Raw genomic sequence first — 19597 nt, 5'->3', positions numbered from 1 at the left:
GCAAATCGAACGTATCCCACATTTAGACGAACTGTACATTCGGTAGCGACTTTGACGCATGCGTTTACTGGCGGTATACATCCTTCACCGTTGCCGCAAGGCATTGGCCCACTCGCGCGGCACCTCCTTCACGACAAAGGTTGAAAGCCCGTCCTCTGGCGTTTCATTTCCAAGATCACTTCGATCCACTCATACGGGCTTCCCGAGCGAGACCGTGGGTTCGGACGGTGCGAATGAATTTCTCGTTATAATCGAATTGATTATAAGGGTATATTTCTACGTTGAGTATAAAGGATGTCAAGCCCGCGCCAGCGGCAATTTTGTCCGGGCGACCGCCGTTTCGTCGAGGACATGGTGGCGGAAGCGATAAAGCTTCGCCGGCCGACCGCCGGTATCAAAAGCACTTTCGCCGGTCTCCTCCACCAGTTCCTGCTGCTCCATCAACCGGCGAAAGTTCTGCTGAAGCGCCCCTGCCGATGTAATCGTCAACGCCGTCCGCGTCAGCGCATTGCCATCGGCGAGAAGCCGACGACATTGTTGATGACGAACGTAACGATCCGCGGCTTCAGACAGGAATGTGCGCTTCGTCCAGATGGATGGAGTGGGCTGGCAGGTTCCGGGCGGCCGCGCCGTTGAGGATGCAGCATCGAGAGCCGCGCTCGCCGAGGATGACATAGGTCGAGATTCGTGCGCCGGAAGTCTTGCTCCATGTCTCCACGAATCCATTGGCAGGATCCCGGGTTCTTCGCGTGGTCAGGGTCGAGCAGTATCGAACCGTGGTAGTTGAGCTTTGCTCGGTGACGTGGATGCCGTGCAGCTTGCCGGCGACTATTTTCGCATTGGTCCCGTTGTCCTATTCATCTCACAAAGTCAGTCCTGATATTGAGCAGCTTCGCTGGGCTAAATCCCGACGACGAGCGCCCCGCCGCTGAGTCCCGCACCTGCCGCCGCCAGGAGTATTTTCTTGCCCGGCCGAAACGGCTCCGCTTGATTGGCGAGCGACAGTGAGAGCGGGATCGTCGCGGCCGAAGAGTTGCCGTATTCGGCAATCGTCTTGACAATTGCTTGATCCGCTATGCCGAGGTTACTCCCGACAGCATCGAAAATGCGAGCATTGGCCTGATGCGGCACGAACCGGTCGACATCCTGTGGTCGCACTCCGGCAGCGGCTAGCGCGCTTATCGAGCAATCGGTCATCATCTCGACGGCCTTTGCGAACACTTCGCGGCCGTCGGTCATCGTCATTCGGGTTTGCGCGAGGTCGAGGTCACCGTGGAACGGGATGTTGCTTCCTCCTGCGGGAATCTGGATCAGGCCGTATCGCGAGCCGTCCGAATCCACGGAGGCACCGAGAATCCCCCGACCAGTATCCTCGCACGGACCGATCACGACGGCGCCGGCGGCATCGGCAAACAGCACGGCGCTGGCGCGCTCAGAGGGATTGATGCGGCGGCTGAGGATATTGGCCGCGATAACAAGGCTCGCTTTGCCGTGCAGGCGGGTAAATCCGTCCGCAAACATCAGCGCATAGATGAAGCCGGCGCAGGCACCGGTCAGATCGACCGCGCCTGCGCGGCCAAGGCCGAGCTTGTGTGCGACCAGGGGTGCACTGGGCGGCAGAAGATGGTCGGGCGTCGAGGTGGCAAGCAACAGCAGACCGATGTCGTGGCGCGCAATGCCGGCGCTGGCCAGCGCCATGGCGCCGGCCTGCGCAGCAAGACCAGACAGCGTGTCTTCGTCCGTTGCCCAGAAGCGCGACCGGATTCCAGTACGCCGCTCGATCCAGCCCGGTTCGAGGCCAAGATTGTTCTCAATTTCGGCATTCGCCACCTTTCGGCCAGGCGCATGATGGCCAAACCCGAGAAGGCGCGACAACCTGCTCATGGCTTTGAGCCGAAGCGTTCGCCGGCCTCCTCGATCGCGTCATGGAGCCGATCGAGCTCGTCGCCGGTGACGCAATAGGGCGGCAGGAGATAAAGGACATTGCCGAGCGGGCGCACAAGCAGGCCGAGCTCGAGGAAAAAGGCCCGCAGCTTAGGTCCGATCTCGGCCAGATAGCCGGCAGAGCCGGCGCGCAGGTCGAGAGCCAGGATCGTGCCGATCGCGCGGCTGTCGGTGAAGTTGGCATTGTCGCGAAAGCGTCGAAACCCGGCGGCCTGTCTCTCGCTCAAGGCCGCGATCCGCTCGGCCACCGGCTCGTCACGCCAGATCTCGACATTGGCGAGTGCTGCCGCGCAGGCAATCGGATTGGCCGTGTAGGAACTCGAGTGGAAAAACGTCTTCTTGCGATCCGCTGAATAATGAGCCTGGAAGATCGCATCGGTGGCAAGCGTGGCCGCCAGCGGGATCACGCCGCCGGTCAAGCCTTTGGAGGTGCACAGGATATCTGGAGAAATCGATGCCTGCTCGCAGGCGAACATGCTCCCGGTGCGGCCCCAGCCGGTCATCACCTCGTCGGCAATCAGCAGCGTGCCGGAGGCTTCGGCAATCTTCTTCAATCCGGTCAGAACCGAGGCCGGATACATCAGCATGCCGCCGGCGCCAAGCACGAGCGGTTCGACGATCAGCGCGGCGGCGCGCCGGTCGCGGGAGACTGCCTGGAATCTATCCAGCGTTTCCTGCTCGAGGCCGGCGGCCGGGAAGGGAATGGTGTCGACCTCGAACAGCAAGGGTTCGTAGGCGGCGTTGAACACGCCACGCGCACCGACGCTCATCGTGCCGATCGTGTCGCCGTGATAGCTGTGCTCCATGACGACGATGCGCGAGCGGGGCGCGCCGATGTTGCGGAAATAACCGAGCGCCATCTTCAACGCGACTTCGACGCAGGTCGAGCCGCTGTCGGAATAGAACACCCGGTCGAGGCCGGGAGGAGCGAGGGCGATGAGCGCCTCGGCCAAGCATTCGGCAGGCTCGTGCGTGAAACCTGCGAAGATGATCTGGTCGAGGCTCGAGGCGGTCGTCTCGATTGCCTTTATAATGCGGGGATGGCGGTGGCCATGCGTGACGACCCACCAGGAGGAAATGGCGTCCAGAATGCGCACGCCATTGGCTTTGTGGAGGTACGCGCCTTCAGTCAGGACGATTTCAGGGATCGCCAGCTCGAGCGCGTGCTGGGTGAAGGGATGCCACACACGGGATTGCGTCATCATTCGCCTCCGGCAATCAAAGCGAGGTCGAAGCCGGCAATCATCGCTTGTCTCAGCGTTTTGTCCGTCAGCGGATCGAGGTGCGGCAGCCTGCCGAGTTGCGGCACGTCGCCGAATTCCACGATCGTCCGTTGCGTATCGGTCATCTCATCGCCGATGAAGGCGATGCCAGCCAGCGGGATAGCGCGCGCCCGCAGGGCTTCGATCGACAGCAGGGTGTGATTGATTGTTCCGAGCGCGGTGCGGGCGCACAGAATGACCGGCAACTGCCATTGCTCGAATATGTCGATGAACCTTGTCCGGCGGTTCAGCGGCACCATCAGCCCGCCGGCGCCTTCGATGACGAGCGGTGTCGGCAGAACCGGAAACGAAAGATCGGCAGCCTCGATCGAAACGTCGTCGATTTCGGCCGAACGATGCGGCGAAAGCGGGCTCTTCAAGCGGTAGGCTTCCGGCAGCACGCGCCCCGACGGAAGCCCGGCAAGCCGTGCAACTGCCTCGCTGTCGGTCTCGCCGTCGAGGCCCGATTGCACCGGCTTCCAGTAGAAACCGTCAAGCAGGCCGGCAAGCCCGGCCGAAAACACCGTCTTGCCAATTCCGGTGTCTGTTCCGGTGATGACGATGCGCTTGGTCGTGTCGCCTCCGGTCATGTCTGAGCCAACACCTCGACGAGCGCCTCGACCATGGCGGAAATGTCGGCTTCGCCGATATTGAGCGTCAGTGAGATGCGCAGCCGCGACGTGCCCTCGGGCACGGTCGGCGGACGAATGCCGCGTATGTCGAAGCCGCGGGCCTGCAGGCGCGCCGCCACTGCCATGGTGCGCCTGACATCGCCGATCACCAAGGGCTGGATCTGAGAGCCACTTGGTATCACGCCGCAGCGATCGACCAATTGGCGGCCTGCGAGGGCGACGCGTTCATGCAGCTGAAAACGCCGCATAGGCTCGTCGGCGAGCATTGCGAGCGCTTCGCGCGCCGCGACCGCCATCAGCGGCGAGGGCGCGGTGGCGTAGATGAATGGCCGGCAACGGTTGATCAGATACTCGCACAGTGTCCTCGGCCCGGTCACGAGCCCACCAGAAGCGCCGAGCGCCTTGCCGCAGGTGTGGAGCGCGACGATGTTGTCGCGGCCCTCGAAAGCGGCGGCCAGCCCCCGGCCGTCCGGTCCCCAGACGCCGGTCGCGTGCGCCTCGTCAATGACGATGAATGCGTTGTGCCGATCGGCAAGCGCGGCCAGGCTCTCCAAAGGCGCGCAGTCGCCATCCATGCTGTATAGGCTTTCCACCGCAATCCAGACGCATCCCATGCCGCCTTCGGCGCGCCAACGCTTGATCGCGTCCTCGACAGCATCGACGTCGTTGTGCGCGGCCAGCTTGAACTCGGCACGTCCGGCCTGTGCCCCCTCATGCATGCTGGCATGGGCGAGCTCATCGAGGACCAAAAGGTCGCCCTTCTGCGGCAGCGCAGTCAGCAAAGCGAAGTTGGCGATGTAGCCGCTGCCGAAGAACAGCGCGCGGTCGGCTCCAAAGAATGCCGCCGCGTCTGCCTCGAGCTGCTCGTGTTCCGGTGCATTGCCGCGCAACAGCCGCGACCCGGTGGCGCCAACCGACGTGCCCCGCGCAATCGCCGCCGCAACCGCTTCGCCAAGTCTTTTGGAGGCGGCAAGCCCGAGATAGTCGTTCGACGAGAAGTCGCGCCCGGCGCGCGGCTTCAGCGTCCGCAGCCGGTCCTTGCGCGCCAGTCCCTGCAAGGTCGCCTCATAGCGGGCAAGCGGTGCCCCGTTCATTGCGCCTCGAGTTCCATCGGCTCGATGCCAAGGCGCCGGAACAGCAGGGTATCCTTGTCCTCACCGGGATTGTCCGCCGTCAGCAGCGTGTCGCCGACGAAGATCGAGTTGGCGCCGGCAAAAAAGCACAGCGCCTGCATCTCGTCGGTCATGGCGGTGCGGCCGGCGGAAAGACGGATATGCGATTTCGGCATCATGATGCGCGCCAGCGCGATCACGCGCACGAATTCGATCGGCTCGATGGGCTTGGCGTCGGCAAGCGGGGTGCCGGCGATCGGGATCAGCATGTTGATCGGAACGCTTTGCGGATGTTCCGGCAGGTTGGCCAGCGTCACCAGCATGCCGATCCGGTCCACCGGCTCCTCGCCCATGCCGACAATGCCGCCGCAGCAGACCTTGATGCCGGATTGGCGAACGTGCTCGAGCGTCTCGAGCCGCTCGGCAAAGCTCCGCGTGCTGATGATCTCGCTATAGTAGCGTTCCGACGTATCGATGTTGTGGTTGTAGTAGTCGAGGCCCGCCTGTTTCAGACGAGAGGCTTGCTCAAGATCGAGCATGCCGAGCGTCATGCAGGTCTCCATACCGAGCGCCTTGACGCCTTCGACCATGGCCACCACCGCATCCATGTCGCGCGCTTTGGGGTTTCGCCAGGCCGCGCCCATGCAATAGCGGGTGGCGCGGGCGTCACGCGCTTTCTTCGCCTCGGCGATGACGCGCCGGACCTCCATCAGCTTCGACGCCTTCAGGCCGGTTTCGTGCTGCGCCGACTGGCTGCAATAGCCACAATCCTCCGGACATCCGCCTGTCTTGATGCTGAGAAGCCGGCTGAGCTGGACCTTGTTGGGATCGAAATTCTGGCGGTGCACGGTTTGCGCGAGGAAGAGGAGATTGTTGAAGGGGGCATCGTGAAGTGCCCGAGCCTTCTCCAGGGTCCACGCTCCAGGGTCAGGGGATTGAGCCTGTGGCGATGTCTGCGTTGGACTGGCTGTTTGCATGTCCATGCTGTTCCTCCGGTTCTGCCTTGCTTTGCTGTCTGATTGATGACGATCGGAAAGGACAATTGATTCGATCCTGTCCGTTCCTCAGGCAATCATGAGCCCCAATAGTCGAGGCCGATATCCAGGATCGGCGCGCTGTGGGTCAGTCGGCCGACTGAAATCAGATCAACGCCGGTCGCGGCAATCGCTCGCGCTGTATCGGATGCGATCCCGCCAGAAGCCTCGGTGATAGCACGGCCGCCAACGATTGCGACGGCGCGGCGAAGATCGGCGAGGGACATGTTGTCGAGCAGAACCGCATCGGGAGCGAAGCCAAGTACCTCCTCCAACTGGGCCAGCGTATCGACCTCGACTTCGATCTTGACGAGATGACCGGCCCGTCTTCGTGCTCGCTCGAGCGCCGGGCGAACGCCGCCTGCGATGGCGATGTGGTTGTCCTTGATCAGAATTGCGTCGTCGAGGCCGAAGCGGTGATTGGATCCGCCACCTGCGCGCACGGCGTATTTTTCGACTGCCCGCAATCCGGGCGTCGTCTTGCGCGTGCAGACGATCTTCGCGCCATATCCACGAACCGCAGCGACGATCGATGCCGTTGCTGTAGCGATGCCGCTCAGATGGCACAAAAAATTGAGTGCCGTCCGTTCGGCTGTGAGAATGGCCCGGGCAGGGCCAACCACTGATGCAATGACCTCTCCATCCATGACATTGCAGCCGTCTGCCCGCTCCACCGAAATTTCGACATCAGGATCAATCAAGCGGAAAGCGAGCATCGCCAGATCGAGGCCGGCGACAACTCCGGACTGGCGCGCCGCCAGCACGGTTCCCGCTTGGTGTTCCTTCGGGACGATGGCCTCCGTGGTCAAGTCGCCGGCTCTGCCAAGGTCTTCAAGAAGAGCTGCCCTTACAAGCGGCTCAAGCATGATCGTGGGAAGCGGTGAGAGCGTCATCACTTTGCCCTTTCGAGGCTTGGCGAGTGTCCGAGTTCCCGCGCAGCGGCCAAGGCGGCTTCGAGGGTGATTTCGGACCGTCGGGCGACAGTCGCATGATGAGGAAAGTCTGTCCGGTAATGAGCGCCGCGGCTTTCTTGGCGCAACAGGGCGGCAACCGCGATCATTAGCCCGACAGCCGCCGGATCCGAGGCCGCGTCCTTGCTTTCGGCGAGCGGCAATAAGGCACGTGCGGCTGCTTTCAAACCTTCACCATCCCGGACGATGCCGAGTGCGCGCGACAGGAAAACACGCACGGGTGCCGGCGCGGGCGATGGGTAAACGTCCGCAAACGCAGGCTTTGTTCTGCGAGCAGGCGTTCCGGCGACACTTTCAGCGACCCAGCGCGCGCACACGACGGCCTCGGTCAAGGAATTGCTGGCGAGCCTGTTGGCGCCATGCAGTCCTGTCGAAGCGACTTCGCCGCAGGCCCACAGCCCCTTGACGGAGGTCCTACCGGAGCCGTCCACGGCAACGCCACCCATGTGGTAGTGTTGGGCCGGACGAATGGGGATGAGATCGCGCGCGGGATTGATGCCGGCTCCACGACAGGCTGATGCGATTGTCGGGAAGTGTCGAGCAAATTCCGGGCCAGGCCGTTGCCGCGCGTCGAGAAAAACACGGTGGCCGTTGGCAAGATGGTTCCAGACGGCGCGCGCCAAGACATCACGAGGCGCGAGTTCCGCCCCTGGCACGCTCTGGAGAAAAGCTTGGCCGGTTTCGTCGATCAGGGCAGCACCTTCGCCGCGGACGGCCTCGCTGAGCAGCACCATAGGGCGTTCCGGGCCGTCAAGCGCGGTCGGGTGGAACTGGATGAACTCGAGGTCGGCAAGGACAGCTCCAGCGCGGGCCGCAAGCGCCAGGCCCTGTCCACAACTGCCCGAAGGATTCGTGGTGTCGAGAAACAGTCCCCCGATCCCACCGGTGGCGAGGACGACCCGCCGTGAGCCGAAGAAGACAGGTCCTATCGAACCGCTCGCCCAGACGCCTCGGATCGCATTCTCTCGCACCGCCAGCCGGCGCGCTTCCGCGCCCTCCACGACAACAATCGACGGAGTGGAACGCACAGCCGCGATCAGGGCACGCATGATCTCACGCCCGGTGCCGTCACCATGCGCATGAACGATGCGACGTCGGCTGTGTGCGGCCTCCAATCCGAGGCACAGTGATCCTTGCGGCGTACGGTCGAAGGGAACCCCAAAGCCCGCAAGCCCCTCTATCGCCTTGGGCGCGGCTTGGAGGATGCGGCTCGCCACGTCTGTGTCGCAGAGACCATCCCCGGCGGCAAGCGTATCGGCCAGGTGCAGTTCCGGATCGTCGTCTTCGCCGAAACTTGCAGCCAGACCACCCTGTGCCCACGTGCTCGAATTGTCAGCTCCCAGCAGCGTCCTGGACAGAAGCAGCACCGGCTCCGGCGCCAGTTGAAGCGCGGTCATCAGTCCGGCGATGCCGCCGCCGATGATGATGGGCCGCCCGAAGAAGCTGCGGACATCGGCGCTCAAATTGCCAGCATCCGTTCGACCGCAAGCCGCGCGCGCCCGGCGATCCCGGGTTCGATGGTTACGATATGGTGGTTCTGCTCGAGCGCCATGCGGATGTTGGCAAGCGTGATCCGCTTCATGTGCGGGCACAAATTGCAGGGCCGGATGAACTCGACCTCTGGGTGCGCTAACGCGACGTTGTCGCTCATCGAACATTCCGTCATCAGCACGACACGTGCCGGCCTTTGCCTTTCGACATAGTCGGACATGGCAGCGGTCGAGCCGGAAAAATCTGCTTCAGCGACGACGTCGGGCGGGCATTCGGGATGCGCGAGCACGATTACGCCGGGATGGCTTTCGCGCAACTCGCGGATGTCGGCCGGTGTAAAGCGCTCATGCACCTCGCAATGCCCTTTCCAGGCGATGATCTGCACATCGGTCTGGGCGGCGATATTCTGGGCCAGATATTCGTCCGGCAACATGATCACCTGGGGAACGCCAAGGGATTGGACGACCGCCTTGGCGTTGCCGGATGTACAGCAGATATCCGACTCGGCTTTCACTTCGGCCGACGTGTTGACATAAGTGATGATCGGCACGCCGGGATAACGCTGGCGCATCAAGCGCACGTCTTCTGCCGTGATCGATTCCGCCAACGAACAGCCTGCCCGCAGGTCGGGAATGAGCACCGTCTTTTGCGGATTGAGCAGCTTGGCCGTTTCGGCCATGAAATGTACGCCGGCCAGCACGATGACTTGCGCCTCGATCGTCGCAGCCGTGCGGGCCAGTGCCAAGCTGTCGCCGACGATGTCGGCCACGCAATGGAAGATCTCGGGGGTCTGATAGTTGTGCGCCAGGATGATGGCGTTGCGCTCGCGCTTCAGTGCAAGGATCGCCTCGATATCCTCGACGAAAGCCGGCCATTCGATCGGCGGGATCACTCGTCGGACGCGCTCGTAGAGAAACGCGGTCGCAGGCAGCATGGCGCTCATCGACCCCTCCCAGCTTATACTCTAGGTGAAAATAACCAGCATATACTTGCTGTGAGTATAAGCGATGTCAACCCCGCGCCAGCGGCAATTTTGTCCCGGCGATGACCCTCTCGTCGAGAACGGCGTGGCGGAACCGGTAAAGCTTCGCTGGCCGGCCGCCGGTCTCCGCGGTTGCCTCTCCGGTCTCTTCGACCAGCTCCTGCTGCTCGATCAGCCGGCGAAAGTTCGGCTTACGCACGAGCCTGCCGGCAAGCGCCTCCACGGTTCGCTGCAGCTGCAAAAGCGTGAAGACCGGCGGCATCAGCTCAAAGACGACCGGCCGGTATTTGATCTTGGAGCGCAGCCGCGCAATGCCGGTCGCCGCGATGCGGCGATGATCGGCGACCATAGACTTGCTGGGCACCAGCGGAGGCAGCGTCGCGTCCCGTCCGCTTCCGGCCTCTTGGACCAGGCCTGCTTCGTAGACTAACTCATAGCGTTGAAGCGTGAGTTCCTCGTTCCAAAGGCGGTCGTCGAAGCCGAAGGCTATCGTCGCCCGCTGCCAGCGTTCACGTCGCGTGGCCGCGTCGCTGACGCCGTCTGCCCATTCAATCAGGCGCGGTCGCAGAACGTCCAGCACGACCGGAGGCGTGCCGGAGCGGTGGTCCTCCCATGGAAAATATTCATACCAGCTCTGCCAGCCGCACTTGGGCGAGCCAGCTGCCTGTTCCTTGCGGGTCAATGCGAGATAGCTGATGGAGATGACGCGCTGCTGGCGCTCGGCGCCGATGCGATCCCGATCCGCGAAGGTGTAGAGTTGCTCAATATACCCCAGCGGATGGCCGGTCTGCTGCTCGACCCACCCCCTCAAACCGGATTGCAGCGATCGGTGCTCAAGCGCAAATGGTCCGGAGGGCAGGGTGTCCGCCTGGCCGATGGTGAGGACACAGGGTTCACTGTCGTTTACGGCGACGACAAAGGCGATCAGGTCCACTTTGACTTCGTCGGCCTTGACGGCGGCTCTGTCTTTCCTGGGTCCTTTTGCCTGCTCGTCCATGTTCGCCAAAGTGGTTGGCCAGCTCGGGGGCGCCTGAATCGATTTAAGTGTAAGCGCGCCTGTCCGCACGTCAACACCGCACAGCTGCACGACCATTTTTAGCTCTTCGCACTTGCACAAAAATGTGGCAAACGCGACACCCGCGGTTGGTAACGTAGGGGAAGGAGGGTCCATTGAGTGCGTTTGGTGACACCAAGGCGATCACACCGCCGGATATTCGTTCGCGCAAAGGTGGGACGCCGCTCGTCTGCCTTACCGCCTACACGACGCCAGTCGCCCGGCTTGTCGATCCCCATTGCGATGTGGTGCTGGTCGGCGACAGCGTCGGCATGGTTCTCCACGGCCTGCCCTCGACGCTCGGTGTGACGCTGGAGATGATGATCATTCACGGCCAGGCCGTGCGCCGTGGCCTCGAGCAGGCGCTGATGGTCGTCGACCTGCCGTTCGGTTCCTTCGAGGAAAGCCCCGAGCAGGCTTTCCGCAATGCCGCGCGCGTCGTGGCCGAGACCGGCTGCGCGGCCGTCAAGCTCGAAGGCGGCGAAACGATGGCAGAGACGATCCGCTTCCTCGCCGCGCGCGGCGTGCCGGTCATGGCCCATGTCGGCTTGACGCCGCAGTCGATCAACACCATCGGTGGCTACCGCGTGCAGGGCAGAGGCGGGGATGCCGAGCGCATCAGGCGCGACGCGCTTGCGGTGAGCGAAGCGGGCGCCTTTGCGGTCGTGCTGGAGAAGGTTCCCGAGGCGCTCGCCCGCCGGATCACCGGGGAGGTGGCGACCCCGACCATTGGCATCGGTGCCTCGGCCGCCTGTGACGGCCAGATTCTCGTCGTCGACGACATGCTGGGCCTCTTCGGCGACTTCCGGCCCAAATTCGTCAAGCGCTATGCTGAACTGGGGGAGGCTGCTGCGGCTGCGATCGCGGCCTATGCGCGGGAAGTGAAGGAGCGCCAGTTTCCGGCCGCCGAGCACGTGTTTGCCGATGCGCCCAAGCCCGCCGACGGGGACGCCACCAAGAGCGGAGAAGCAGCGTGAGCGTGCCGATTGTCAGGAGCGTTGCCCAGCTTCGCCAAATCGTCGCCGCATGGCGCCGCGAGGGCGTGAGGATTGCCGTCGTGCCAACGATGGGCGTCCTCCATGAGGGCCATCTCAGCCTGGTGCGCGCGGCACTCGTGAAGGCCGACCGGGTGATCGTGACGCTCTTCGTCAACCCGAAGCAATTCAACAGCCAGGCCGATCTCGCCGCGTATCCGAGCACCGAGGACGAGGATGCCGCCAAGCTGGCACCGCTTGGCGCGCACCTGCTTTATGCGCCGGACGCAGAGGAGATGTATCCGGCGGCCTTCGCCACGACCGTTTCGGTGTCCGGTGTCAGCGAGGGCCTGTGCGGTGCCTTCCGGCCGGGACATTTCGATGGCGTGGCGACCGTCGTCGCCAAGCTCTTCCTGCAGACCAGCGCTGACTTCGGCTTCTTTGGCGAAAAGGACTTTCAGCAGCTTCAGCTAGTCAGGCGTATGGCCCGGGACCTGGATATTCCAATCACCATTGTTCCTTGTCCGACAGTCCGCGAAGCCGACGGTCTTGCACTATCATCGCGCAATGTCCGGCTCTCGCCAGCAGAGCGTGCTGTTGCCCACAAGCTACCATCGGTCTTGCTCGAGACGGCTGAGCGGCTTGCCCGCGGCTCGCCCGTCCTGCCAACGCTTGCCGAAGCGCGCGCAGCAATTCTGGCTGCAGGCTATCGCGAGATCGAATACCTGGAACTTCGCGACGAGGCAGATCTGCGACCCATGACAAGCCTTGACCGACCTGCACGCTTGCTTGTCGCGGCCTGGCTCGGCGGCACACGGCTCATAGACAACGTCAGAATATCACGGGTTTCAACAGATTAACGGGGTTCTCGGCACGCGCTGTATCCGTCCGGGATCGTTTAAAACAAGGTCTCTGCCTGGCATCGAGCGATCACGGAGGTTACGCAAAGCGCAAATGCATCGCGTGTTTGAGAACTTCGTCGAGCAACTGTCTGCAAGTGTTGATGCTGCCGATCTCCGTGAGGCAATGGCATCCGCTGCAGCCGGCTTCGATTTTCCGCTATTCGCCTATTTCACTTACCCGTCGGCCCCCGGCGACGCCCCGCAATTGATCTCAAACTATCCTTCATCCTGGACATCACGTTATCTGCAACAGCGGTACCACAGTCTTGATCCGGTCATCCTGCGCGGGCTGCAAGGCTGGGATACCTTCGATTGGGGTGTGGATCGCGCTCGGCACTGTCTGCCGAATTCGCAGCAACAAATTCTGGAGAGTGCGGCTGAGTTTGGCATCCGCGGCGGCCTGACGATATCCATGCATGATCATCGCGGCCGGTTTGCTGCCCTGACCTTTGCTTCCGACGAGTCCCGCCCGCCTCTGTTGCGGTCACTGACACGTTACGAAAAAGCATTGCAGCTGGTGGCCATCAACTTTCATATCCATGTCCGGCGCAGGCTCGCCGACGATCGCGTGGTGGATGGTGTAACGCTCACCCCGCGGGAGTTCGAGTGCCTGAAATGGGCGGCGCGCGGCAAGTCGGCTTGGGTTATCAGCCAGCTTCTCGGCGTCTCAAAGCGCACCGTGACCTTTCATCTGGAAAACGCCAAGGCAAAGCTTGGCGTTCGAACGATCAACCAGGCCGTTGCACGACTGGCTGCCTCCGGCCAGGCGAGATCCTGATTCGTCGGCCACGATAGCTGTAAACCTCTACAGGCTGCATCGCTGCCGGCTTTGCCCTTCGATGGCGGGAACACATTCCCGCACGGAGGCGACCATGATGCAGCTGATAACACCAGACCTTTACGACGAGTTCGCAAGCGAGCTCAAAGAGATGCACGGGCTGAGGTTTCGGGTGTTCAAGGAAAGGCTCGATTGGGAAGTTGATACCGAAGACCAGATGGAAACAGACCCGTTTGATGATCTGAAGCCTGTCTATCTGCTCCTCAAGGGATCCGACTGGCGAATTCGCGGTTGCGTGCGTCTTTTGCCCAGCACCGGACCCACAATGTTGCGCGACACGTTCCCGGTGCTGCTGGGTGCTGACGTCGTGCCCTCGACCTCCGACATATGGGAGAGCAGTCGTTTCGCGCTCGATCTTCCTCCGTCGGCGCCCAAGGCAGCGGGCGGACTGGCCCAGGCAACCTACGAGCTCTTCGCGGGCATGATCGAGTTCGGCTTGGCCAAGGATCTGACCCGGATAGTAACGGTGACGGACACGCGCATGGAACGGATCCTTCGCCTCGCGACGTGGCCATTGTCGCGCATCGGACAACCCAAGTCCGTCGGCAAAACGGAGGCGGTGGCCGGGTTTCTCGAGATTTCCCGCGCGAGCCTTTTGCGCATCCGCAGCAGGGGACGTCTGAGCGGACCGGTACTGTGGCAACCGGTTCTAGGCCCGTCGGCATTGTGGACACCTGAGCCGTGAAGGATGCTGGTCTGCCCAAGGAAGCGACGGTCGGTCTTGTATGCTGGCCGGACTGGCGTCGTCACGAAGCTTACCACTACGCCAGACGATTGCCACGCACTGCCTGGGCCTGGGAGTTTCTTCGGCGCAATCCACAATTTCAGCGCGACCACGCCAAAATGGCACCGTCCGCCTGCATTGTCGGAGCCCAGGCCGACATGAAGATAATCGAGTTGACGACAGGATCATCTTTCCTAAGACAATGGAGCCTCCTTTTTCGCGGACGCGCCACAGTCGGACGCTACGTCGGCAAGGGTCTTTTGGGATCCGCGCGACTGCGCCCGTATTCTACGAGCGGCCGCGGAGCCGGTTGGGCTCGACCACGATTTTGAACCGCTTGATCTCCCTTCGCTCTCATGCTGCAAGGACATCCTGCTGACACCTGCCGGCGTGCAGCACGTGCTGCTGAGGGAGGACTGCCGGAGTCTGCAGATCGCCCTTTCCGGTGCATCCGTTCTCCGCCCGTTGCGGCTATATGTCGACGCGATCGTGCAGCCGCAGCACCTGAAGTTCCATGTCGCTGCCCTTCAGTTCCTGAACGACATCAATGGTTGCGGCCGCCTGGCAGCTGCTTGCTTTCCGCCGGAACCCCGCGGAGCGCGTCTGCGTATCGTGCTCCAGGCTTTGGATGGCTCGCTTGCGGGAGCATCTCATCAGGAGATCGCCATTGCCCTGTTCGGGAGACGCCGTGTCGAAGAAGATTGGTCTCATCCCGGTAGCCATCTTCGCGATCAGGTGCGTCGCGCCATCCAACGTGGCCGCTACCTGATGGGCGGCGGCTATAGACAGTTCCTGATGTAATTCGGGTGACAGCTTGGTGATTGTCTTATTCGAAAACGCGCAGGCATCAATCTCCATTTCTCACTGCTATTGTGCCTTGTACAAGACGTGACACGCGCCTAGTTCTTCCGCTGCGGGAATCGGTTTTGAGTAATACGGACGAAGCACTGAGAACCAACGTTTTCGTGATAGTGCATTCATGCCCCGAGAATCCTGATGACGTTACGAACCCCGACAAAGCCGGCGCTGACTGAAACGGTCGCTGAACGTGCTCTGTGGCCTGCGCCGCCTGACTCTCGGTTTCGGCCATGCCGACCAACAGCCTATTGATAGGCCATCGCGGGCTAAACTCTACCGGCGAGAGCCGCGTCAACAGCGGCAGGCAATCAGAAACTAGATCGGCGGCGACGATGATTATGATCAACGTGACGAACACGTGAATCATGCCGACGGCGCCGACGCTGCCGATGATGATGATGCCGATCATGCGTCACAGTGCTTGTGATCATGCCGATCACCGCGTGATCACGAGCGGCGGCGCTTCGTGTCAGGTGCGTAGCCGGGATGGTCGCGCATGGCCGATTGGTCCTTCGTGCCGCGGGGTGTGGGCTTGCGCTCGGTCATGAGGGCGTCAGGCGCAACGAGAAGTTTTTAGATCAGGGGCTCATCCATGGGGTGGATGATAGTTATCCCTACAATCAATTGTACCAATATTACCGGATACTACTACAAGATCCCCAATGAAAGCGGCCGGATGGGTATCCGTCTCGCGTGGGCTGAAGCTGCCGGCAAGAATGGAAGACGAACATGTGCGGGATTGTTGGCATCGTTGGGCAACAGCCGGTGTCGGATCGGTTGGTCGACGCATTGAAGCGTTTGGAATATCGCGGCTATGATTCCGCCGGCGTTGCGACGATCACCGAAGGTGCCTTGCACCGCCGGCGCGCCGAGGGCAAGCTCGTCAATCTCGAGAGGAGACTGAAGGAAGAGCCGCTGAGCGGCAACATCGGCATCGGCCACACGCGTTGGGCAACCCATGGGGCCTCGACGGAACGCAATGCGCACCCGCACTTTACCGACGGTGTCGCCGTCGTCCATAACGGGATCATCGAGAATTTCACCGAGCTGAAGGACGAATTGGCGGCGGCTGGCGCCGAGTTCCAGACCGATACCGACACCGAGGTCGTCGCGCATCTCTTGGCAAGACACCGCCGGGAGGGCATGAGGCGGCAAGAGGCGATGCGTGCCATGCTGAAACGCGTCAGGGGCGCCTATGCGCTTGCCGTCCTCTTCGAAGATGATCCGTCGACCATCATGGCGGCGCGCAACGGACCACCGCTGGCGATCGGTCACGGCGACGGCGAGATGTTCCTGGGCTCCGACGCGATCGCGCTCGCTCCCTTCACCAATGAAATTACCTATCTCATCGAGGGCGACTGGGCCGTTGTCGGCAATTCGGGCGCCCATATCTTCGATTTCGACGGCCATCCCGTCGAGCGTCCGCGCCATACCTCCACGGCCGCGGCCGATCTGGCCAACAAGGGCACTCATCGCCACTTCATGGAGAAGGAAATCTACGAGCAGCCCGAAGTCATCGCCCATGCTCTCCGTCACTATAGCAACATCATAGAGAATCGCGCCGACACGGTTTCTGGCATCGATTTCGCCAGGATCCCGAGCTTGGCGATCTCGGCCTGCGGGACCGCCTATCTCGCCGGACTGATCGGAAAATACTGGTTCGAGCGCTATGCGCGCCTGACAGTTGAAATCGACGTTGCGTCCGAATTCCGTTACCGCGAGATCCCGTTGTCGCCGCAGTCGGCGGCTCTTTTCATTTCGCAGTCCGGCGAAACCGCTGATACGCTCGCATCGTTGAGGTACTGCAAGGAGCGTGGGCTGAAAATTGGCGCTATCGTCAATGCCTGCGAATCGACCATCGCTCGGGAGGCCGATGCGGTCTTCCCGATCCTTGCCGGACCGGAGATCGGCGTCGCCTCCACCAAGGCGTTTACCTGCCAGCTTGCCGTTCTAGCCGCACTCGCCATCGGCGCCGCCAGAGCCCGCGGGACCGTAACCGAAGACGAGCTGCAGGCGCTCGTCAGGAGCCTCGCCGAAGTGCCGCGCGTCATGGGCCAGGTACTCAACTGCATCCAGCCGGAGATCGAGTTCCTGTCGCGCGAACTGTCAAAGTGTCGTGACGTCCTGTATCTCGGCCGTGGCACCAGTTTCCCGCTAGCGATGGAAGGTGCGCTGAAGCTCAAGGAGATTTCCTACATCCATGCCGAGGGCTATGCGGCGGGTGAATTGAAGCACGGTCCGATCGCATTGATAGACGACAACATGCCAGTGATCGTCATCGCGCCCCATGATCGCTTTTTCGACAAGACCGTCTCCAACATGCAGGAAGTGGCTGCCCGTGGAGGGCGGATTATCCTCATCACCGATGAAAAAGGGGCAGCCGCATCGAAACTCGACACCATGCACACGCTCGTGCTGCCGGCTGTCGACGAGATTATCGCGCCGATGATCTTCTCGCTGCCGATACAGCTTCTTGCCTACCACACGGCGCTCTTCATGGGCACAGATGTAGACCAGCCGCGCAATCTCGCAAAATCGGTCACGGTCGAATGATTGTGAACCTTTATAGGTGGCGATGCTTGTCCATCTTCGCTGCATCGGCGGTGGAAATTGGTCGAAGGTATCAGCGTCCGCGAGGCTGGGTGGACGGTGCCGCGAATAGCCACTGGAGGCGTCAGTGAGAGTTCGAGTTGCTGTTCAAGAAAGCCATCGGGGAGAATGAGTCGTGTAGGATCGCAGGTCGAATGCGCTACAGCCGATCAGGCCATCTCATGGCGGGCAGGTTCTTAGAACTTGATCAGAAGCAGGTGAGCCGCCATATTCCGACCCGGCTGCCAATTTCAAGTGGCCCATTCCATGGATGAGGCCGGTCCGGCCGAATGGACGTCCATTTTTTTGATTTGCTGGGTGTGCGCCAGGGTCGGGGAGGAAATCTCCCGATTTGTCAGGCGCTCCCATCTTCTTGGAGATGTTTATGAAGGATTCGCGCATTCCCGAGCCAGTCTTGACGGCTATGTCGCAGGGGACCCACATCATCCGCGCTTATCGTGAGCACCTTGGGTATTCAATCGAGGACCTCGCGGTCGCGTGCGGGCTTGCCGCTCAGGAAATCCAAAACATCGAGCGGGGTCTAAAGTACAATAAGGGCTATCGGAATCGGATAGCGAGATCGCTGTCCATACCTGTGGGAATTCTTGAGGCAGAGTCGGACATATCGGACGCCGCCTGATCAGTCGGATAATCTGCAATGGGTGGAAGACCGCTCTTGTGATGTGACGTTTGCGGCTGATAGTCGTCGCTTGATTCCGTTGGACGCGAATGCCTTCTGGCGCAGTACCGCCAAGAGAATTCTCGTCCACTGTCCGAGTCAGGAACTGCACACGGGCTCGCCGAACAGGAAGTTGGAACGCTTCGTCATGCTGTCTTAGGCGATATAGCCGCCCGGAGTGCTGCGACACGTGCACGATAGCATTGGCTCGCGAGGATGGATTGCTAACGGCGAACCCATGCTGGTCGGCAAGGCGATACTGGCTGGAGCATCAACTCGGCCGACGAGAGTGGCCCCCCATCCTAGGCAGGATCGGCCGACATGGCCGGCATCGCGAGCCGCTCTGAAAAGAGCACAGCGGGCATCCAGACGCTGCCGGGTTGACTATGGGTGTCGGAACCGCAAAAAGGGGCCGCTCTTCATGAGTGGCGTGCGCCGGCAGTCTAACCCCAAGCCCCCCGCCAGGCTGCCGGCGCGCTTCTAGCCGCCTTGATGCACGGCGATAAGCTTTTGACGGCCTGAAGCGACATTGTGGTCGCCGTTGCGGTGCTTTTCCACGCGCCTCGTCAGGCGCCGGGATTGCTTCGTCGTGATGGCAGGCGAGGGTTTGCAGGTTGCGGTCGACGGGTTCGTTTCGGGGCGTCTGCCCCCATCGTTATGTCGCGAGTTGGGGGATGCGATCGAGGACGATGCGCAGGATGCGCTGGTCGGGGCACCGATGTCGGCAGGTGCAGGCGGATTTGCGATTTCATCTCGACCACCCGCGCAGCGATTTTGATGAGGCGCAATCGCAGCGTGTCGAATTGGGCGACGGCAAAGCTCGAGCGCCTCGGCATCGCGGCCCGCAAGCCCCACATCAACCAGTAAGCACCGGCATGCAGGAATAGCCGGAACTGGTTGGCCGTCGCTCTGGTGCAGGATGTGCGGTCGGCGGCAAGATGCGTCTTCCACGACTTGATGTGGTTCTCGGCCGCGCCGCGCCGGCAGTAGACATCCTCGTAGAGCGCCTTGGCCTTCCCACCGGCAAGGTTGGTGACGACGAAGCGGATATCGCCACCTTGGGCGCCGACCTCGACCCGCGCGATGATGCGCTCGACGCGGCTCCAACTAGCGGCGCCGTCAACGAACTCCTTGAACCTGCGGACCTTGCCTGTCTTGGCCGACGCTTCGAAGCGCGCCGTCGTGCTGGCCTCCAGATCCGCGACATGCTTGCGCAGGGTCGTGGTGGGCGCGAGGCCAAAGATGAAGTCGACGTCGTTGGCGCGGCACCAGTCGATGACCTGCGGGTTGCAATAATGGCTATCGCCGCGGAGCAGGATTCGAATGTTCGGCCAGTTGATCCGGATCGCCCGCACCAGACGGCGCAGGTGGGGGCGGATCTCAGGCCCACTCGGCCGCTTGGCCGGTCGCAGGATCGCGCTGACGAACCGTCCCGCACCATCGAACACGACGATCGGCTGGAAGCCGTACTCGTCATGGTGGGCATTGAACAGGCGAAGCTGTTGGCCTCCGTGCACAGCGTCGAAGGTGTCGTCAATGTCGAGTACGATC

Annotated in this window: 19 protein-coding genes and 2 pseudogenes; 8 read left to right on the top strand and 13 right to left on the bottom strand. The window is 61.9% G+C overall.

Annotated elements, in window-relative coordinates; all coding sequences use genetic code 11:
* Positions 1 to 297 precede the first annotated feature (297 nt).
* From NKJ81_RS32715 to NKJ81_RS25855, 11 genes and pseudogenes are all read right to left on the bottom strand, one after another.
* Positions 298 to 462, bottom strand: a pseudogene (locus NKJ81_RS32715) (NrtR DNA-binding winged helix domain-containing protein); the annotation flags it as partial.
* Between the two features lie 103 nt (positions 463 to 565).
* Positions 566 to 808, bottom strand: coding sequence for an aspartate 1-decarboxylase (locus NKJ81_RS25900; RefSeq protein WP_352496597.1), 243 nt, complete (start codon positions 806 to 808; stop codon positions 566 to 568).
* Between the two features lie 92 nt (positions 809 to 900).
* Complete coding sequence (gene bioZ, locus NKJ81_RS25895; protein ID WP_352542127.1) at positions 901 to 1884, bottom strand: 3-oxopimeloyl-[acyl-carrier-protein] synthase BioZ; 984 nt, start codon at positions 1882 to 1884, stop codon at positions 901 to 903.
* Positions 1881 to 3146 (bottom strand): adenosylmethionine--8-amino-7-oxononanoate transaminase, encoded by a 1266-nt coding sequence (locus NKJ81_RS25890; RefSeq protein ID WP_352542126.1) that lies wholly within the window; start codon positions 3144 to 3146, stop codon positions 1881 to 1883. Before NKJ81_RS25890 ends, bioZ begins: the two co-directional genes overlap by 4 nt.
* Positions 3146 to 3796 (bottom strand): dethiobiotin synthase, encoded by a 651-nt coding sequence (gene bioD / locus NKJ81_RS25885; RefSeq protein WP_352542125.1) that lies wholly within the window; start codon positions 3794 to 3796, stop codon positions 3146 to 3148. The genes NKJ81_RS25890 and bioD overlap by 1 nt, the downstream gene beginning before the upstream one ends.
* Positions 3793 to 4932 (bottom strand): 8-amino-7-oxononanoate synthase, encoded by a 1140-nt coding sequence (locus NKJ81_RS25880; protein ID WP_352542124.1) that lies wholly within the window; start codon positions 4930 to 4932, stop codon positions 3793 to 3795. The genes bioD and NKJ81_RS25880 overlap by 4 nt, the downstream gene beginning before the upstream one ends.
* The gene (gene bioB, locus NKJ81_RS25875; RefSeq protein WP_352542188.1) at positions 4929 to 5927 is read right to left on the bottom strand and encodes a biotin synthase BioB; all 999 of its coding nucleotides are present in this window, start codon (positions 5925 to 5927) and stop codon (positions 4929 to 4931) included. Before bioB ends, NKJ81_RS25880 begins: the two co-directional genes overlap by 4 nt.
* Before the next feature lie 95 nt (positions 5928 to 6022).
* Positions 6023 to 6877 (bottom strand): carboxylating nicotinate-nucleotide diphosphorylase, encoded by an 855-nt coding sequence (gene nadC, locus NKJ81_RS25870; RefSeq protein WP_352542123.1) that lies wholly within the window; start codon positions 6875 to 6877, stop codon positions 6023 to 6025.
* Positions 6877 to 8418, bottom strand: a complete 1542-nt coding sequence (locus tag NKJ81_RS25865; RefSeq protein ID WP_352542122.1) for an L-aspartate oxidase — start codon at positions 8416 to 8418, stop codon at positions 6877 to 6879. The genes nadC and NKJ81_RS25865 overlap by 1 nt, the downstream gene beginning before the upstream one ends.
* Positions 8415 to 9389 (bottom strand): quinolinate synthase NadA, encoded by a 975-nt coding sequence (gene nadA / locus NKJ81_RS25860; RefSeq protein ID WP_352508058.1) that lies wholly within the window; start codon positions 9387 to 9389, stop codon positions 8415 to 8417. Before nadA ends, NKJ81_RS25865 begins: the two co-directional genes overlap by 4 nt.
* Positions 9390 to 9456: 67 nt before the next feature.
* Positions 9457 to 10425: an NUDIX hydrolase gene (locus NKJ81_RS25855; RefSeq protein ID WP_352542187.1), complete on the bottom strand. Its 969-nt coding sequence runs from the start codon at positions 10423 to 10425 to the stop codon at positions 9457 to 9459.
* A gap of 173 nt (positions 10426 to 10598) precedes the next feature.
* Here NKJ81_RS25855 and panB point away from each other — a divergent pair, with 173 nt between their 5' ends.
* The 6 genes from panB (at position 10599) to NKJ81_RS25825 (ending at position 14721) form a co-directional block, all read left to right on the top strand.
* Positions 10599 to 11459, top strand: coding sequence for a 3-methyl-2-oxobutanoate hydroxymethyltransferase (panB, locus tag NKJ81_RS25850; protein ID WP_352542121.1), 861 nt, complete (start codon positions 10599 to 10601; stop codon positions 11457 to 11459).
* Positions 11456 to 12316, top strand: a complete 861-nt coding sequence (panC, locus tag NKJ81_RS25845; RefSeq protein WP_352542120.1) for a pantoate--beta-alanine ligase — start codon at positions 11456 to 11458, stop codon at positions 12314 to 12316. Before panB ends, panC begins: the two co-directional genes overlap by 4 nt.
* Before the next feature lie 94 nt (positions 12317 to 12410).
* Positions 12411 to 13136, top strand: coding sequence for a LuxR family transcriptional regulator (locus NKJ81_RS25840; RefSeq protein WP_352474702.1), 726 nt, complete (start codon positions 12411 to 12413; stop codon positions 13134 to 13136).
* A gap of 94 nt (positions 13137 to 13230) precedes the next feature.
* Positions 13231 to 13881 (top strand): acyl-homoserine-lactone synthase, encoded by a 651-nt coding sequence (locus NKJ81_RS25835; protein WP_352542119.1) that lies wholly within the window; start codon positions 13231 to 13233, stop codon positions 13879 to 13881.
* Complete coding sequence (locus tag NKJ81_RS25830) at positions 13878 to 14252, top strand: transcriptional regulator domain-containing protein (protein WP_352484151.1); 375 nt, start codon at positions 13878 to 13880, stop codon at positions 14250 to 14252. The genes NKJ81_RS25835 and NKJ81_RS25830 overlap by 4 nt, the downstream gene beginning before the upstream one ends.
* A gap of 58 nt (positions 14253 to 14310) precedes the next feature.
* Entirely contained in the window at positions 14311 to 14721 is a 411-nt protein-coding gene (locus NKJ81_RS25825; RefSeq protein ID WP_084643024.1) for a DNA -binding domain-containing protein, read from the top strand.
* A gap of 46 nt (positions 14722 to 14767) precedes the next feature.
* On the opposite strand, the gene NKJ81_RS25820 is transcribed toward NKJ81_RS25825, so the two are convergent.
* Positions 14768 to 15187, bottom strand: coding sequence for a hypothetical protein (locus NKJ81_RS25820; protein WP_352474704.1), 420 nt, complete (start codon positions 15185 to 15187; stop codon positions 14768 to 14770).
* Between the two features lie 320 nt (positions 15188 to 15507).
* Here NKJ81_RS25820 and glmS point away from each other — a divergent pair, with 320 nt between their 5' ends.
* Together glmS and NKJ81_RS25810 are read left to right on the top strand one after the other, a co-directional pair.
* Positions 15508 to 17331, top strand: coding sequence for a glutamine--fructose-6-phosphate transaminase (isomerizing) (gene glmS, locus NKJ81_RS25815; RefSeq protein WP_352503068.1), 1824 nt, complete (start codon positions 15508 to 15510; stop codon positions 17329 to 17331).
* Between the two features lie 415 nt (positions 17332 to 17746).
* Positions 17747 to 18007, top strand: a complete 261-nt coding sequence (locus NKJ81_RS25810) for a helix-turn-helix domain-containing protein (protein WP_352496595.1) — start codon at positions 17747 to 17749, stop codon at positions 18005 to 18007.
* 694 nt (positions 18008 to 18701) lie between these two features.
* Here NKJ81_RS25810 and NKJ81_RS25805 read toward each other — a convergent pair.
* A pseudogene (locus NKJ81_RS25805) lies at positions 18702 to 19597 on the bottom strand (IS1380 family transposase); the annotation flags it as partial.

The organism is Mesorhizobium sp. M0018 (genome assembly GCF_040323955.1).
Taxonomy (GTDB): Bacteria; Pseudomonadota; Alphaproteobacteria; order Rhizobiales; family Rhizobiaceae; genus Mesorhizobium.
This window is presented reverse-complemented; position numbering and strand designations above follow the sequence as displayed.

What these genes read in the sequence shown, in the direction of transcription:
- bioZ (WP_352542127.1), bottom strand. Translation starts at nt 1,884, where the DNA reads ATGAGCAGGTTGTCGCGCCTTCTCGGGTTTGGCCATCATGCGCCTGGC.
- NKJ81_RS25890 (WP_352542126.1), bottom strand. Translation starts at nt 3,146, where the DNA reads ATGACGCAATCCCGTGTGTGGCATCCCTTCACCCAGCACGCGCTCGAG.
- bioD (WP_352542125.1), bottom strand. Translation starts at nt 3,796, where the DNA reads ATGACCGGAGGCGACACGACCAAGCGCATCGTCATCACCGGAACAGAC.
- NKJ81_RS25880 (WP_352542124.1), bottom strand. Translation starts at nt 4,932, where the DNA reads ATGAACGGGGCACCGCTTGCCCGCTATGAGGCGACCTTGCAGGGACTG.
- bioB (WP_352542188.1), bottom strand. Translation starts at nt 5,927, where the DNA reads ATGCAAACAGCCAGTCCAACGCAGACATCGCCACAGGCTCAATCCCCT.
- nadC (WP_352542123.1), bottom strand. Translation starts at nt 6,877, where the DNA reads ATGACGCTCTCACCGCTTCCCACGATCATGCTTGAGCCGCTTGTAAGG.
- nadA (WP_352508058.1), bottom strand. Translation starts at nt 9,389, where the DNA reads ATGAGCGCCATGCTGCCTGCGACCGCGTTTCTCTACGAGCGCGTCCGA.
- NKJ81_RS25855 (WP_352542187.1), bottom strand. Translation starts at nt 10,425, where the DNA reads ATGGACGAGCAGGCAAAAGGACCCAGGAAAGACAGAGCCGCCGTCAAG.
- NKJ81_RS25840 (WP_352474702.1), top strand. Translation starts at nt 12,411, where the DNA reads ATGCATCGCGTGTTTGAGAACTTCGTCGAGCAACTGTCTGCAAGTGTT.
- NKJ81_RS25835 (WP_352542119.1), top strand. Translation starts at nt 13,231, where the DNA reads ATGATGCAGCTGATAACACCAGACCTTTACGACGAGTTCGCAAGCGAG.
- NKJ81_RS25820 (WP_352474704.1), bottom strand. Translation starts at nt 15,187, where the DNA reads ATGATCGGCATCATCATCATCGGCAGCGTCGGCGCCGTCGGCATGATT.
- glmS (WP_352503068.1), top strand. Translation starts at nt 15,508, where the DNA reads ATGTGCGGGATTGTTGGCATCGTTGGGCAACAGCCGGTGTCGGATCGG.
- NKJ81_RS25810 (WP_352496595.1), top strand. Translation starts at nt 17,747, where the DNA reads ATGTTTATGAAGGATTCGCGCATTCCCGAGCCAGTCTTGACGGCTATG.